This is a genomic window from Tenacibaculum maritimum NCIMB 2154 (genome assembly GCF_900119795.1).
Lineage (GTDB): Bacteria > Bacteroidota > Bacteroidia > Flavobacteriales > Flavobacteriaceae > Polaribacter > Polaribacter maritimus.
Genome location: NZ_LT634361.1, coordinates 2,571,945 through 2,585,729 on the forward strand (window position 1 = coordinate 2,571,945; position 13,785 = coordinate 2,585,729).

At 33.7% G+C, this 13,785-nt stretch carries 11 protein-coding genes; 5 read left to right on the plus strand and 6 right to left on the minus strand.

Annotated elements, in window-relative coordinates; all coding sequences use genetic code 11:
- Position 1 precedes the first annotated feature (1 nt).
- Entirely contained in the window at positions 2–478 is a 477-nt protein-coding gene (locus MARIT_RS11510) for a hypothetical protein (RefSeq protein ID WP_024740575.1), read from the plus strand.
- 109 nt (positions 479–587) lie between these two features.
- On the opposite strand, the gene MARIT_RS11515 is transcribed toward MARIT_RS11510, so the two are convergent.
- The 3 genes from MARIT_RS11515 to MARIT_RS11525 form a co-directional block, all read right to left on the minus strand.
- Entirely contained in the window at positions 588–1,115 is a 528-nt protein-coding gene (locus MARIT_RS11515; RefSeq protein WP_024740574.1) for a DUF4136 domain-containing protein, read from the minus strand.
- 187 nt (positions 1,116–1,302) lie between these two features.
- The gene (locus tag MARIT_RS11520; protein ID WP_024740573.1) at positions 1,303–2,805 is read right to left on the minus strand and encodes a S8 family peptidase; all 1,503 of its coding nucleotides are present in this window, start codon (positions 2,803–2,805) and stop codon (positions 1,303–1,305) included.
- 163 nt (positions 2,806–2,968) lie between these two features.
- Positions 2,969–3,973 (minus strand): M20/M25/M40 family metallo-hydrolase, encoded by a 1,005-nt coding sequence (locus tag MARIT_RS11525; RefSeq protein WP_231975141.1) that lies wholly within the window; start codon positions 3,971–3,973, stop codon positions 2,969–2,971.
- A 71-nt stretch (positions 3,974–4,044) separates the two neighbouring features.
- On the opposite strand from MARIT_RS11525, the gene kdsA reads away from it, so the two are divergent.
- Positions 4,045–4,863: a 3-deoxy-8-phosphooctulonate synthase gene (gene kdsA / locus MARIT_RS11530; RefSeq protein WP_024740571.1), complete on the plus strand. Its 819-nt coding sequence runs from the start codon at positions 4,045–4,047 to the stop codon at positions 4,861–4,863.
- A 139-nt stretch (positions 4,864–5,002) separates the two neighbouring features.
- Here kdsA and MARIT_RS11535 read toward each other — a convergent pair whose 3' ends face one another.
- Both MARIT_RS11535 and MARIT_RS11540 read right to left on the minus strand, forming a co-directional pair.
- Positions 5,003–5,524, minus strand: a complete 522-nt coding sequence (locus MARIT_RS11535) for an ankyrin repeat domain-containing protein (RefSeq protein WP_100211569.1) — start codon at positions 5,522–5,524, stop codon at positions 5,003–5,005.
- A gap of 261 nt (positions 5,525–5,785) precedes the next feature.
- A complete protein-coding gene (locus tag MARIT_RS11540) occupies positions 5,786–7,303 on the minus strand; it encodes a catalase (protein WP_024740569.1) in 1,518 nt (505 codons plus the stop codon).
- 101 nt (positions 7,304–7,404) lie between these two features.
- Here MARIT_RS11540 and MARIT_RS11545 point away from each other — a divergent pair, with 101 nt between their 5' ends.
- The gene (locus tag MARIT_RS11545) at positions 7,405–8,334 is read left to right on the plus strand and encodes a LysR substrate-binding domain-containing protein (protein WP_024740568.1); all 930 of its coding nucleotides are present in this window, start codon (positions 7,405–7,407) and stop codon (positions 8,332–8,334) included.
- A 123-nt stretch (positions 8,335–8,457) separates the two neighbouring features.
- Here the strand turns inward: MARIT_RS11545 and MARIT_RS11550 are convergent, their stop codons facing one another.
- Entirely contained in the window at positions 8,458–8,679 is a 222-nt protein-coding gene (locus MARIT_RS11550) for a DUF3820 family protein (RefSeq protein WP_024740567.1), read from the minus strand.
- Positions 8,680–10,390: 1,711 nt separating this feature from the next.
- Between MARIT_RS11550 and MARIT_RS11560 the strand changes: the two genes are divergently transcribed.
- Positions 10,391–11,410 carry a DUF2931 family protein gene (locus MARIT_RS11560; protein WP_100211571.1) on the plus strand — a complete coding sequence of 340 codons (1,020 nt, stop codon included), beginning with the start codon at positions 10,391–10,393 and terminating at the stop codon, positions 11,408–11,410.
- Positions 11,411–11,983: 573 nt separating this feature from the next.
- Positions 11,984–13,780, plus strand: a complete 1,797-nt coding sequence (locus MARIT_RS11565; RefSeq protein WP_100211572.1) for a type VI secretion system Vgr family protein — start codon at positions 11,984–11,986, stop codon at positions 13,778–13,780.
- Positions 13,781–13,785: the final 5 nt, after the last annotated feature.

A 13,785-nucleotide genomic window follows, 5' to 3' on the forward strand; every position in this document is an offset into this window, starting at 1 on the left:
TATGAGAAATTTATTTTTATCTATTGGAGTGATGATTGCTTTTATAGCAACAGTTAACGGACAAGCTATTTCAGAAAATGCGATTGGCCTCCGACTTGGAAGTAATAACGGATTTGGTGCTGAAATATCTTATCAGCGAAAACTAAGTGACGTGAATCGATTAGAAGTTAATTTGGGCTTAAGAGGTGACAATTCATATAGTGCTTTTAAAGCGTCTGGGCTATATCAATGGGTATGGCAATTGGAAGATAAGTTTAACTGGTATGCTGGTGCTGGTGGAGGAGTTGGAAGTTGGAAGGTAAAATCAACAGATGATTCTGAAGCTTTTGTATTTGCTGCTGGTATTATTGGTATTGAGTATCATTTTGATATCCCATTACTTATTTCTTTAGACTTTAGGCCTGAAATAGGTTTTAATAGCAATATTTATAGTGGGCTTAATTCTGATTTTGGATTGGGAGTTCGCTATCAATTTTAAAAACTTAAAAAAACTCCTCAATAGCTTAGAGGAGTTTTTTTTAATACTTTTCAAAATAACGGTAATGTGATCTCTTTTCTTTGTAAGGAAAAACCTGCATTCTTACGTATCATTGTAATCTTTTATTTTTGGGAGGGTATCCGCTTAATATATCTGTAACTATCTCTTTAAAATAAATATCACGCTCTTTTGGCGTCGTTTTTTCTTTTATTTTTTTAGTACTTATGCCTTGCCAAAATAGCTGGTTGGTATTAGCTGTAACAAAATCAATGGTAATTTCTTGATGAATTTGGGTGCTACCAATAGGAATACCTCCTAAAACACCAACAGCTACATTTCCAACCCCTAGCCCCGATACACTAACAATACTTCGTTGCTCTCTTTCTAATTCCTTTAGCATTACATGTATATAAAAATCAGGAGTTTCAGCCTTTTTTAACCCTTTATTTCCCAAATAATTATCAATAGTATGCAATACCCTCTTTTTATCTAACGCATTCAATCCTTCTCCCACATCTTCAAAAAACTGATATGTTTTATAGGTCGAAAAGTTTGTTTGTTTATCATAATCATAAATGGTTTTAGATGAGGAGCATCCTACTGTTAATAAGAATAAAAAGTATGGTATGTATTTCATTACTATAGCGCTGTTTTAGTAAAAATTTGTTTGTTCTAAAATGGGAATCTTATCTTTTATACTAATTTCAAACTTTAGCTAAGATTAAATTACCATCTATGCAATTAATCAAAAACTGTTCCACTAACAAAAGAAAAAGCCTTACAATTGCTTGTAAGACTTTTATTTGCTTGGTTAGTTTTTTCTTTTATTTCACGGCTTTTAAAGCATCTATGTTTCCATAACCATATTCTGAATGTTTATTTGGATAAAACTCTGATGCTTGTCTCATTTTTTCTAATACTTGCTCACGAGACCAAGTTGGATTTTTTGACCAAACCAAAGCAGCAATCCCTGCTGTAGTAGCTGTTGCAATAGATGAACCTCCTACATATGTTTCTTTACCATCATAATAGCTCAATCCTGGTAAATTAACTCCTGAGCTACGCTCCATTTGAATTGTAAAGTCAATTTGTGAACCTGAATGACAAATATCACAATTCTCATATTCTCCTTCTTTAACTCCTGTTACTGCTACTGTTTCTGGCATACTAGCTGGAAAAATAACACCATACCAAGTAGTAAATGATGTAGAAGTTCCTCCAGCAGCTAGCACCATTTTACCTTTGCTATGTGCATACTTTATAGCATCTGCTACATTACTGATGTTAAAAGGATTTCCTAAAGACATAGAAATTACCTTTACATCACTTCTATTCGCCAAAGCTGTTAAAGCCTCTACAACTCCTCTTTTTTCATGATAATCATCAATCACCACGTTTTCTACCGCTCTATAGCTTACTAAATTTGCATTATAAGCAACACCTACTGGTAAATTATCGTCATTTCTAGGCGCTGTTGCCATTGCTGCCATCTTAGTTCCGTGCCCACATTTATCATCTACTCCATCATAATTATTAGACCATGCCCACCAAGAATCTACAAAAGACCCATATTTTTGGACTGTTCTTCCTGATGAGTATCCATCATTAAAGTATTGATTCATCCATTTTTGTTCTGGTGACAAACCTGAATCTATAATTCCTACAGTAACTCCTGCTCCTGTACTATATTTCCAAGCTTCTGGAATATTATGAAGATCAAAATTCCAAGGTACTCTAGCTCCCGGAGCAACCGTTCGGTAATCTTCTGTATCTATAGTAAAAGCATCATATCCACATCCTGATCCTCCTGAAGAAGACTCTTGGCGAGGCGCTGCGTCTTGCGTTGTTGCAAAATATGCATAGCCACTTGGTTCTATATAACGTACTCTACTATCTTTCAATAATGCTACTATCGTTTCCTTTTTAGTCACCTTTATATCAACAACATTGATACTTTCATTTACATATACTTCTGGTGAACTTCCTTTTGCTGCAGCATCCGTTCCTTCTATCTTTTGAACTAATTGGATAACTTCATTTTTAATATTACTAGATGCTTCACTTCTCGCAAATTCATTTTTAGAAGCTCCATAACCTATCGTTAAAATATTATCTCCTAGTTTTACAGCGCTATAAATAGTATGGGCATCTACACTTGACCATCTAAAATCTCCAGTTGCTTGAAGTGAATTATCAATTACCTTATTAATCTCGGTTCTTGAAAGTAAGTCTCCCTGCTGTACTGCTTCTCCTAGGTCAATTGTTTCATGTTGAGAACATGAAAACATAGCCAATACTACAGATAGGCTTAAGATTGTTTTTTTCATTTTAAGGGTTTTTTTGGTTAAAAAAATTTTGACGAAAATATAAAATTTTAACCAAAAATTAACTATTGTTAACAAAAAAACGATAGAATTTTTAAATATTCTATAAATAAAAACAATATTTAATATTTTTTCACCTTCTTTTACTGCTCCAAAGTGCCTCGCATCACTTTTTTATAAGCACTCTTGTTGGCGTATCTTTTCCTTCAATAATGCTCTTAGTACCTAGCGCTATTGCCTTAATTGTTGCTGTAATATTTGCTATGTTTAGCGTTGTTGCTTCATCAGAAACGTTGTGGTAATGTATATCTTTATCTATGGGACCTGTAGAAAAAGTATGCGATGGAATACCCAATTTGGCTAAAGAAGCATTGTCTGAACGAAAAAATAAATTAAAGCTCGGATAGGGATCGGGATATAACTTATAACCAGTCCCTTTTAAGTTCTTTTGTATAATTTTGCCAAAATTTGAACGTTCAAAACCTGTCAGCCATGCACTTTTGGCTCCATAGCTCGATTCTTTCCCTATCATTTCTATATTTATTCCTGCAATATATTTAGATGCATTTACCTGTTTTCCAAAATAGGTGGATCCAAGTAGCCCCATTTCTTCCCCTGTAAAAGCTATAAAAACAATGGTTCTCTCATTAATAGCTTCTTTTTTAAAATATGCTGCTAATGTCAAAACGGCAGCAACTCCAGAGGCATCATCATCTGCTCCGTTAAAAATTACATCTCCTTCTTTTCCTTTTTTCATTCCTAAATGATCGTAATGCGCTGAGATAACCACATATTCTTCTTTTTTACTTTTTCCTTCTAATACTCCTATTATATTAGACATTCCGATTTCCTTATGTCTAAAGTTTTGACGATAACTTACTAAATTTTCAAATGTTTTTAATCCAATTTTTTCGAATTCATTTTCAATATACTTCGCTGCTTTTTCAATACCTAATGTTCCTGGTTTGCGTCCTTCCATCTCATCTGATGCTAGCGTATATAAATGTTTTTTTACCGTAGCTTCTTGGATAGGAATGTTAATTTCTTGGGTAGAAACTATTACTTTTCTTTTGTAATCTCCTTCTTTTGAATGACTTATTTTTTGAGTTTCCTTGCATGAAAGTAATAATATCGTGGTCATTATAACCAGTATCATAGGTATGTTTTTCATCTTTTTTTAGTTTTTAGAAAGCGATAAATATAGCCAATTTAATTTCTTAAATTTGCTAAAAAATTTTCAACATGGATTTATCTCTTATCCCTAATATAAAACATACCAACGCAAATAACTTCTTTTTACTAGCAGGCCCTTGCGCTATTGAAAGTGAAGACATGGCAATGCGCATTGCTGAAAAAGTCATTGACATTACTACTAAGTTAGAAATCCCATATATTTTTAAAGGTAGTTTTAGAAAAGCCAATCGTAGCAGAATTGACAGCTTTACAGGAATTGGTGATGAAAAAGCGTTACAAATTTTACGCAAAGTTTCTGAAACCTTTAAAGTTCCTACTGTAACTGATATTCATGAAGTAGAAGATGCTTACAAAGCTGCTGAATATGTGGATGTATTGCAAATACCTGCTTTTTTAGTAAGACAAACTAATTTAGTAGTAGCGGCTGCAAAAACAGGTAAAGTTGTTAACTTAAAGAAAGGACAATTTATGAGTCCAGAAGCAATGCAACACGCTGTAAAAAAAGTGCACGACACTGGCAATAACAACGCTTGGATTACTGATAGAGGCACCATGTTTGGATACCAAGACATGATTGTTGACTTTAGAGGAATTCCTACCATGCGTAACTATGCTCCAACCATATTAGATGTTACACACTCCTTACAACAACCCAACCAAAGTAGTGGGGTTACAGGAGGAAGACCTGATATGATTGAAACCATTGCTAGAGCTGGTGTTGTTAACCAAGTAGATGGTTTGTTTATTGAAACCCATTTTGATCCTGCTAATGCAAAGAGTGACGGTGCTAATATGTTGCATTTAGATTATTTAGAAAAGCTACTCACCAATTTAGTTGCCATTCGTAAGACCATCAACCATCTATAAACCGTTTGACATGCTTTAATGGTTATTATCATGTAAAACCAATACGAGAAAATAAAGCAGCAAAAAAATATGTATTACGGTCATTTTAAATCATAAAAAAAGAGCGCCAATAAGGCGCTCTTTTTTTATGCTACTCAGGTTATTTTTCTAATATTCTGAGTATTTCTTCATTCTCTTGCATTCGAGCGTGGTCCAATGCTGTATTTCCTCTACTATCTTGCAGACTAACATCTGCCCCATACGCTATCAATGCTTTTACGATGGCAGCGTGCCCAAACGTTGCTGCAAAAATCAAGGCAGTTGCTTGGTTGTAATTTCTTTTATTTACATCCGTACCATGCGCTATTAGCTTTTTTACAATGCCTTCATATCCTTTAAAACAAGCCCCCATTAAAGCAGTATTTCCATAAATATCCTGCACATCTGTAGCAGCTTTATGCGCCAATAAGAAATCAACGGTTGCTTCTTGATTATTATAAACAGCTAGTATTAAAGGAGTAAACCCCTTATTATTAAGGGTATCTATTATTTTAGCATTTTCTTTATATAGCCTTTTTATAGCCTCTGTATTGCCTATTCTACTATAATCAAAAATAGTATCTTGTGCATACAATACTACACTGCACAGCAATAAACAAAGAAGGGTTATGTTTTTTTTCATTTTAAAAGAAGGTCTTATATGAAGCTCATTCTAACTTTTTCATCTTACCAAAAAATAGCTGTTTTGAACTGTATTTTTTGTAATTCTTCCTATAGAATCCCAAATAGGCATTACAGCACTTATTTACTATTTCCTAAAAAGTTTTAAGAAGTTAGACGATTATTTTGCAACACCTAAACTTTTAATGCCCATTTAAAACGTCAATAGCATTTCAAGTTTAAGTGTTGAATTAAAAAAAGTGTATTTATAAATTAATTATTATTAGTGATGGCCTCCCATAAAATCTTTTTGAGAAAAACCTAATGCTTTAGCTACTCTCATACCATAATCTCTATCAGCTCTGTAAAAATAAGTAATCATTTTCTTTTGAATTTTCTTATCTTTTACCTGACCTAAATCTCCTACTAAATTAGTAATTAAGTGTTTTTTATCTCTCTCTGACAAAGCTCTATAAAAATCACCCGCTTGCCCAAAGTCATTCGTTTTACCAATTTTCTTTTGAGTAATTGTTACTTTCTTCAGGTTAGTTTCTGATGCTTTGTACTTCGTATCTTCTGCTAATTTCACCTTATTACTTGGCTGATAATTGATATCTGGATTTGGAAACTTACCATTAGTTGCACTTGAATATCCATCTGAATTATAGTTTACTACTTTTACCTTAGGTCTATTCACTTCAATTTGCTGGTTGTTAGGCCCTAATCTATGACGTTGCGTATCAAAATAAGAAAATAAACGTCCTTGTAATAATTTATCTTCAGAAGGCTCAATTCCAGGAACTAAATTACCAGGTGACATGGCAATTGACTCTACTTGTTGGAAGTAGTTTACAGGATTTCTATTCAACGTCATAGTTCCTATTTTAATCTTTTTAATTTTTTTAGCTGGCCAATCTTTAGTAGCATCCAAAGGCCAAAAATCAAAACTATGCAAATCCTCTGGTTTAATTAACTGCACATATAAGTCCCATTTCGGATAGTTTTTATCATCAATATCCGCTCTTAAGCTTACCGTAGCATGTTGCCAATCCTTTGCCTGTTGCGCCGCAGCTTCTTTAATATCAAGGTTTTTTTCCCCTTGTTTGCTTACCCATGAATATTTTACATACGTTACCTCTCCTTTATCATTCACCCATTTGAATCCGTGAACACTACTTCCATTCATAAACTGATATCCTTTAGGGATTCCTAAATCAGTATATAAACGAGTAATCATATGCGTTGCTTCTGGCACATTGGTAAAAAAGTCGAAAAAGCGATTCGGGTCTTGTTTGTTTGTTACTGGTGATGGTTTTAAAGAGTGCACCATATCTGGAAACTTAATTGCATCACGAATAAAAAATATGGGTAAATTATTTCCTACCAAGTCATAGTTTCCTTGATCTGTATAAAACTTAACCGCAAAACCTCTTGGATCTCTTGCTGTTTCTGGCGATCCTTTTCCATGAATTACTGTAGAAAAGCGCACCGCTAAATCCGTTTTCTTTCCTTTTCCTTGAAACAAGTCAGCTTTGGTGTATTTAGACATATTTTTGGTACTCTCAAAATATCCAAATGCTCCAGCCCCTCGAGGGTGTACGACTCTTTCTGGAATACGCTCTCGATCAAAAGCTGCTAATTTTTCAATCAAGTGAATGTCTTCTAATAATACAGCACCATAGGCGCCTACGGTTTTAGAATTTTGGTTGTCTCCCACAGGAGCTCCTCCATTGGTTGTTAGCACTTGCCCATGCATTAAGGTGCTCGCAAAAATTCCGATAATAATAGGTATTTTTTTCATTGTTGTGAATAATTTTAATCAATACCCAAAGGTATCACTTCTCTTTATATTTATACTATTAATACTTTAAATGCGTATATTTACAAAATAAATAATAAGATATGACAATACAACAACTTAAATACATTGTTGCTTTAGATGCTAAAAGGCACTATGTAAAAGCCGCGGAAGCTTGTTTTGTTGCACAGCCTACGTTAACCTTACAAGTCAAAAAATTAGAAGAAGAAATAGGAACCGTTATTTTTAATCGCGATAAATCTCCTTTGGTTCCTACTCCAATTGGTGAAATATTAATTGCAAAAGCAAAAGCCATTTTAAGAGAAGTAAACGAGTTTACCGAATTTGCTTACGGGCACAAAACGGATTTAACAGGAGAGTACACTCTTGGAATTATTCCTACTATAGCCCCTTATCTTTTACCTCTTTTTCTTGAAGATTTTGTAAAAAACCATCCTGATATTAAGCTGATTATTAAAGAAATGCAAACAGAACAAATTGTAGAGTCACTACATAATGGAACTTTAGACATTAGTATTCTATCAACACCCTTAGAAGATGCAAGCTTACGAGAAATCAATCTTTATCAAGAACCGTTTCTTGTGTATTGCCAAGACCCCAAGCTTTTTAATAATTCAGAAAAAATTCATCAAAAAGATCTTACTCCTGAAAACCTCTTATTATTAGAAGAAGGACATTGTTTTAGAAATCAAGTATTAAATATTTGTAAAGAAAATGAAACAGAGCGGCATCGCGGTTTTTCTTTTAAAAGCGGTTCTATACAAACCATCAAAAACCTAGTAAAAGCAGGTCTAGGTTATAGCCTTGTTCCTCAATTATCTATTCAAAATAGTGCCGAAAAAAAATTTGTTAAAAAATTTAAAGACCCTATTCCTACACGAGAAGTAAGTATTGTTGTGAATAAAAGTTTTGCTAAAGAACGGTTCTTAGAGCATTTGTTAATGGCTATCAAAAAGAATATTCCTAAAGACATCCAAAAAATTGACAACTATATTAAAGTGCGCTGGAAATAGCATTACTCTCCCCACTGCGCTCTACTTTTTATAATAGGTTAGCAGTGGGTTCATTTACTCGAATGATAACTGAAATTGTGGTGCAAGAGATTTTCTATCCTCACAACTCCAAACCATATTGATTTAAGCCTCCTTTCTTATCTTTCTTAGAAGTTCCTCTAACCCATTTAATTTTAACTCATACACCAATCCTAACATTTTGCCTAATTTTCCTTTTGGAAACCCATGATTTCGATACCATACAATATAATATTCAGGAAGCTCTATTAAATACGTTCCTTTGTATTTACCAAAAGGCATCTTCATTTTTGCGGTATCTATTAAAAACTGTTTGTCTGGCAGCATGAAATTGGTTATAAAATAAACGATTCTATTATATACAAAGCCCCAATGATACTATATTTTACCCAATTAATCATGACTTTATTTTTAAAACTAACCAGCATACAAAAGTTCCAATCCCATACAAACAACCTACACTTCTTATAAATAAAGAATTACATCGCAAACTCAGAAGTAGCAAATTCCATAAAGATATTCCTTAATACTTCACGCTACAGTAAGCCACCAAAATGTACTTCTTACTAACTTGCAGGCAAATACACCTCCCTTAAAAAATCTATTTACTGAATTGAAATAGCACCATACAAACCCCATCCCCCTCATAAAAAACACTCTTTTCTAGTTTCCACAAACACAACAACCTGATTTTCAATACAGATCTGTACAAACTTTTTTAAGTATGTCTAAAACTTTGTACAGCAAACCAACTCCAAATCTTGTACAGCGTTTTTGCGAGAGAAAAAAACACTGTACAAAAAACCAACTCCAAATCTTGTACAGTGTTTTTGCGAGAGAAAAAAACACTGTACAGAAAAACAACTCCAAATCTTGTACAGCGTTTTTACGAGAGAAAAAAACACTGTACAGAAAAACAACTCCAAATCCTGTACAGCGTTTTTGCGAGAGAAAAAAACACTGTACAGAAAAACAACTCCAAATCTTGTACAGTGTTTTTGCGAGAGAAAAAAACACTGTACAAAAAACCAACTCCAAATCTTGTACAGTGTTTTTGCGAGAGAAAAAAACACTGTACAAAAAACCAACTCCAAATCTTGTACAGTGTTTTTGCGAGAGAAAAAAACACTGTACAAAAAACCAACTCCAAATCTTGTACAGTGTTTTTGCGAGAGAAAAAAACACTGTACAAAAAACCAACTCCAAATCTTGCACCCCATTTTTCAGAGTAAAAAAACAGGGCACAGCAAATAAGAATTCAAAAAATAACAGCTAATGATGGAAATAAGGAGATGCTATACTACCAAATCAGTAACATCCTTCAATAAAAAAATAAGGTTCTTTATGAACTTACGGGCAAACTCAGTGGTAGTGATTGCCCTCGTCGGCTACCTTATAAAATCAAGGAACACTACATCACTTTCGTTACAAAAAACGAACAAAATTAATCTACTACCGTTCTTAACACAAACAAATAGCGATTCCAAAAAAAAGCTTAATTTTTTACACAAAACACCATACAAAGCTTAATATTAATACTTAAATTTATACCTTCATAAAAAGTAGCGGTAATTATTTGACGATACTTTAAAAAATGTAATTGTTAAAAAAAGATTTTAGTTTGTTTCTTTAACAAACAAATTTTTAAAATGGTATTGCGTTAAAAAGAGTATTACATCAAAACTTCCATTACTTCGCCTTTTTAATCCTAAGGAATACTCCAAAAGGTATTAAAAAACACCGTACCTCTCTTTTGCGATATGAGGTATAAAAAAGAAAAACAAAAATTAGTAAAACAAGAAAGATGTTAAAAGAAAACCCCTGCAAAATTGCTATAGATGGCGTACCTATAACACGTTAGGTAAGTTTAAAGTTAGTACAGAAAATCAATTAACATCACACCTTTGAGATTGCCTTAGATAATGAAATTTTTATCGCTAAAAAAGGGACGGATATTTTTACTCCTAAAAAATACATTGATCCCTAATTACACAATCCATGAAAATACCATCATACGAAAACGCCAAGTCTATTAACCATGATAAAGTACCTACAAACAATACTATTATGTGCGCTATTAACAAATTGCAATCACAAACCGATAAAAAAATTTGATTGGCTAGCAGGAGGCTGTACTCCTAAAAATTACCCCATACATCTATACACAGGAAACTATATTTTTGAAGATGGCAACCAACTATACATTCCAGTTCCTTATAAAGGCGATGGCGACGGTTGGGGCAGCAGAGGTACAACTCACGTAGTTGGAGAACAATATAAGCCTATCCCGATACGTTTGACACTCTACTGGATGTCTTTTGCTGAAAAAAAGTGGTATCAAGGCAGTTGGGAACTTCCTCAGAAAAAAATAATCGCCTTATTTGAAAAAGGGTTTATCGATCGTAGAACAAATAAAAAAGACAATTATACAAAAATCGTAACTGGTATGACTCCTAATGGAGTGGTTGTAGTATGGCTTTCTGGGGCAGGTTATGTAAAAGAAGTGGCGCGATTTCAAGCAGAAGAAGCTACATGGCCTTCTATGGAAAAATTAATGCCAGGCAATCCTACCATTAGCAAAGAGCAGTATTTGAGTTTAAATAGTACCGTTGAAGCCTATCTTGCTAAAAATGGAATTCCTACGGGGTTATGGGACTATTATCGTATCAGATATAACTGGCATCCAAAAATAAACTTACTAGATGAAGGTACCAAACTCAAAATAGTTGCTTCTCATTTTTTCAATGGAGAACTTGAAACTTGGGTGGTTGGCCGTATAGATGGTTGGGAAACTAGAGCCATCCCCAAAAGATGTGTTATTCATTGGGAAACCAAACTGTTCAAATACACCACTATCATAACGTTGGATGACCGTACCATTTTTAACACCTTTCAAACAGCTTTTGGTAGCGAAACCAACCAACGGGCTGATTTTACTGTAACCCTAGAAAACAGAAAAGTAAAGGACGTGTTTCTACAAATAGGAGCAATAAAAACACCCGTCATTCCAAAACAAATCAAGCAATATAAATACCCTAAAAAAAACGCTCCCAAATGATTTTTTTTAAAAGCAAATTGATCCATCGCAAACCTATATAAGGAAGCGTGCAGGCTATACTGTACAGAAAAACAACTCCAAATCTTGCATCCCATTTTTCAGAGTAGAAAAACAGGGTACAGCAAATAAAAATTCAAAAAATAACAGCTAATGATGGAAATAAGGGAGATGGACTACCTTATAAAATCAAGCAACACTACAACACTTTCGTTACAAAAAACAAACAAAATTAATCTACCACCCTTCTTAATACAAACAAATAGCGATTCCAAAAAAAAGCTTAATTTTTTACACAAAACACCATACAAAGTTTAAAATTAATGTTTAAATTTATACCTTCATAAAAAGTAGCGGTAATTATTTGACGATACTTTAAAAAATGTAATTGTTAAAAAAGATTTTAGTTTGTTTCTTTAACAAACAAATTTTTAAAATGGTATTGCGTTAAAAAGAGTATTACATCAAAACTTCCATTACTTTGCCTTTTTAATCCTAAGGAATACTCCAAAAGGTATTAAAAAACACCGTACCTCTCTTTTGCGACATGAGGTATAAAAAAGAAAAACAAGAAAGATGTTAAAAGAAAACCCCTGCAAAATTGCTATAGATGGCGTATCTATAACACGTTACGTAAGTTTAAAGTTAGTACAGAAAATCAATGAACATCACACCTTTGAGATTGCCTTAGATAATGAAATTTTTATTGCTAAAAAAGGGACGGATATTTTTACTCCTAAAAAATACATTGGAAAATCTATTTATATTGAGATAGAAGATTATGATTTCTTAGGAAGAATAACCTCCATCGATTTTAAAATGTCTAAAGGAGAGTTTGGGCATACCTTATTAAAGGGATATTCTAAAACTATTTTATTGGAATCAGGAAACCGATTAAAGTCTTGGACAGATAACACCATGCCTCAAATAGTAAAAAGCATTTTGGATGCTGCTAATATGAGAGGTATGATTGCTCCAAAAACAGCCTTTACCATTCCTTATCAATGCCAATATAATGAAAGTGACTTTGCGTATTTACAGCGCCTAGCAAAACAATATAATGAATGGTTTTATTATGAAGGGGAATACCTTGTTTTTGGAAAACCTAAAGAAGAAAAAAGTCCAATACACCTAGAATACAATCAAGAAGTGTATGCCGCTAAAATAACCACCCAAACTGCTGCGGTATCTCAAAGGGCGTATGATTTTAACTATGAAGGAAATAAATTATTAGAAGCAACTGCTAAAAATGATAAAATTACCAGTGCTATTTCTGAACACGCATTAAATGCCGCCATAAATTTATATCCTAATAACGTATTGGGAATTCCTGAAACAGTTTTAGCAGATCAATACCAAGTAGATAATTACCTCTTAGGAAAAACAGAAAGTGCTTTAAGTGAGTTTGATGTATTGGAGGCTAAAAGTAAATATGTAGGCTTGGAAATAGGAAGCGTTATTAGGCTTTCTAGTAACGGAAAATATGTTGGAGGTACGTATTTAATTACAGAAATTACCCATACACAAGCACAAGATAAAGAATATGAAAATGAGTTTAAAGCCATTTCATCTAATAGCAGGTATTTGCCAGCTCCTAAAGTAGCTCCTTTAACGGCAGGTAGTCAAAGGGCTATAGTAATAGATCATGCAGACCCGTTACATAAAGGACGGGTAAAGGTAAAAATGCTGTGGCAAGAAAATGAAATGGAAACGAATTGGATCCAAGTACTGGCTCCTGATGCAGGAAGTAGTAACGTTGTAAATAAAAATAGAGGGTATGTATTTATTCCTGAAATAGGTGATCAGGTAATCATTGGTTTTCATCATAACGATCCAAATCGTCCATTCGTTTTAGGAAACCTCCATCATGCTAACAGTGCAGCGGGAGGACGAATAGATAATAATATAAAGAGTATCAAAACTCGCTCTGGCCATGTCATTGAATTTAATGACGCTCATAAAGCGGAAGCTATTACCATAACAGATCGTAAAGGAAATCATATCCTTATAGATACCGCTGCTGAAACAATTAGTGTACATGCTCTTAAAGACCTTCGTATCAACGCTGGTGAAAACATCCATATTGCAGCGGGTAAAAATATTTCAATCAGCGCTGGTGAAGACCTAGATCAAGCTGCTAGAAATAACATCAGTATAGATGCTGGTAAAGACATGACCATAAATGCTTCTGGAAACTTAGTAGAAACGGCGGATATGCGCAACGACTTTATTGAAGATAATTTCTTGCAACAAGCCACTAGCACAAACGTTTCAGCCAATAAAGTAACCTTATTAAGTGCAGCGGAAGACTTGACCATGCAAAGCAGCCAAATCGTAAATATTAACAGTGCTGAAAAAAGTAAATTATTTTAACCATG

Coding starts and splice junctions, on each gene's coding strand:
- MARIT_RS11510 (WP_024740575.1), top strand. CDS start 2: ATGAGAAATTTATTTTTATCTATTGGAGTGATGATTGCTTTTATAGCA.
- MARIT_RS11515 (WP_024740574.1), bottom strand. CDS start 1,115: ATGAAATACATACCATACTTTTTATTCTTATTAACAGTAGGATGCTCC.
- MARIT_RS11520 (WP_024740573.1), bottom strand. CDS start 2,805: ATGAAAAAAACAATCTTAAGCCTATCTGTAGTATTGGCTATGTTTTCA.
- MARIT_RS11525 (WP_231975141.1), bottom strand. CDS start 3,973: ATGAAAAACATACCTATGATACTGGTTATAATGACCACGATATTATTA.
- kdsA (WP_024740571.1), top strand. CDS start 4,045: ATGGATTTATCTCTTATCCCTAATATAAAACATACCAACGCAAATAAC.
- MARIT_RS11535 (WP_100211569.1), bottom strand. CDS start 5,524: ATGAAAAAAAACATAACCCTTCTTTGTTTATTGCTGTGCAGTGTAGTA.
- MARIT_RS11540 (WP_024740569.1), bottom strand. CDS start 7,303: ATGAAAAAAATACCTATTATTATCGGAATTTTTGCGAGCACCTTAATG.
- MARIT_RS11545 (WP_024740568.1), top strand. CDS start 7,405: ATGACAATACAACAACTTAAATACATTGTTGCTTTAGATGCTAAAAGG.
- MARIT_RS11550 (WP_024740567.1), bottom strand. CDS start 8,679: ATGCTGCCAGACAAACAGTTTTTAATAGATACCGCAAAAATGAAGATG.
- MARIT_RS11560 (WP_100211571.1), top strand. CDS start 10,391: ATGATAAAGTACCTACAAACAATACTATTATGTGCGCTATTAACAAAT.
- MARIT_RS11565 (WP_100211572.1), top strand. CDS start 11,984: ATGTTAAAAGAAAACCCCTGCAAAATTGCTATAGATGGCGTATCTATA.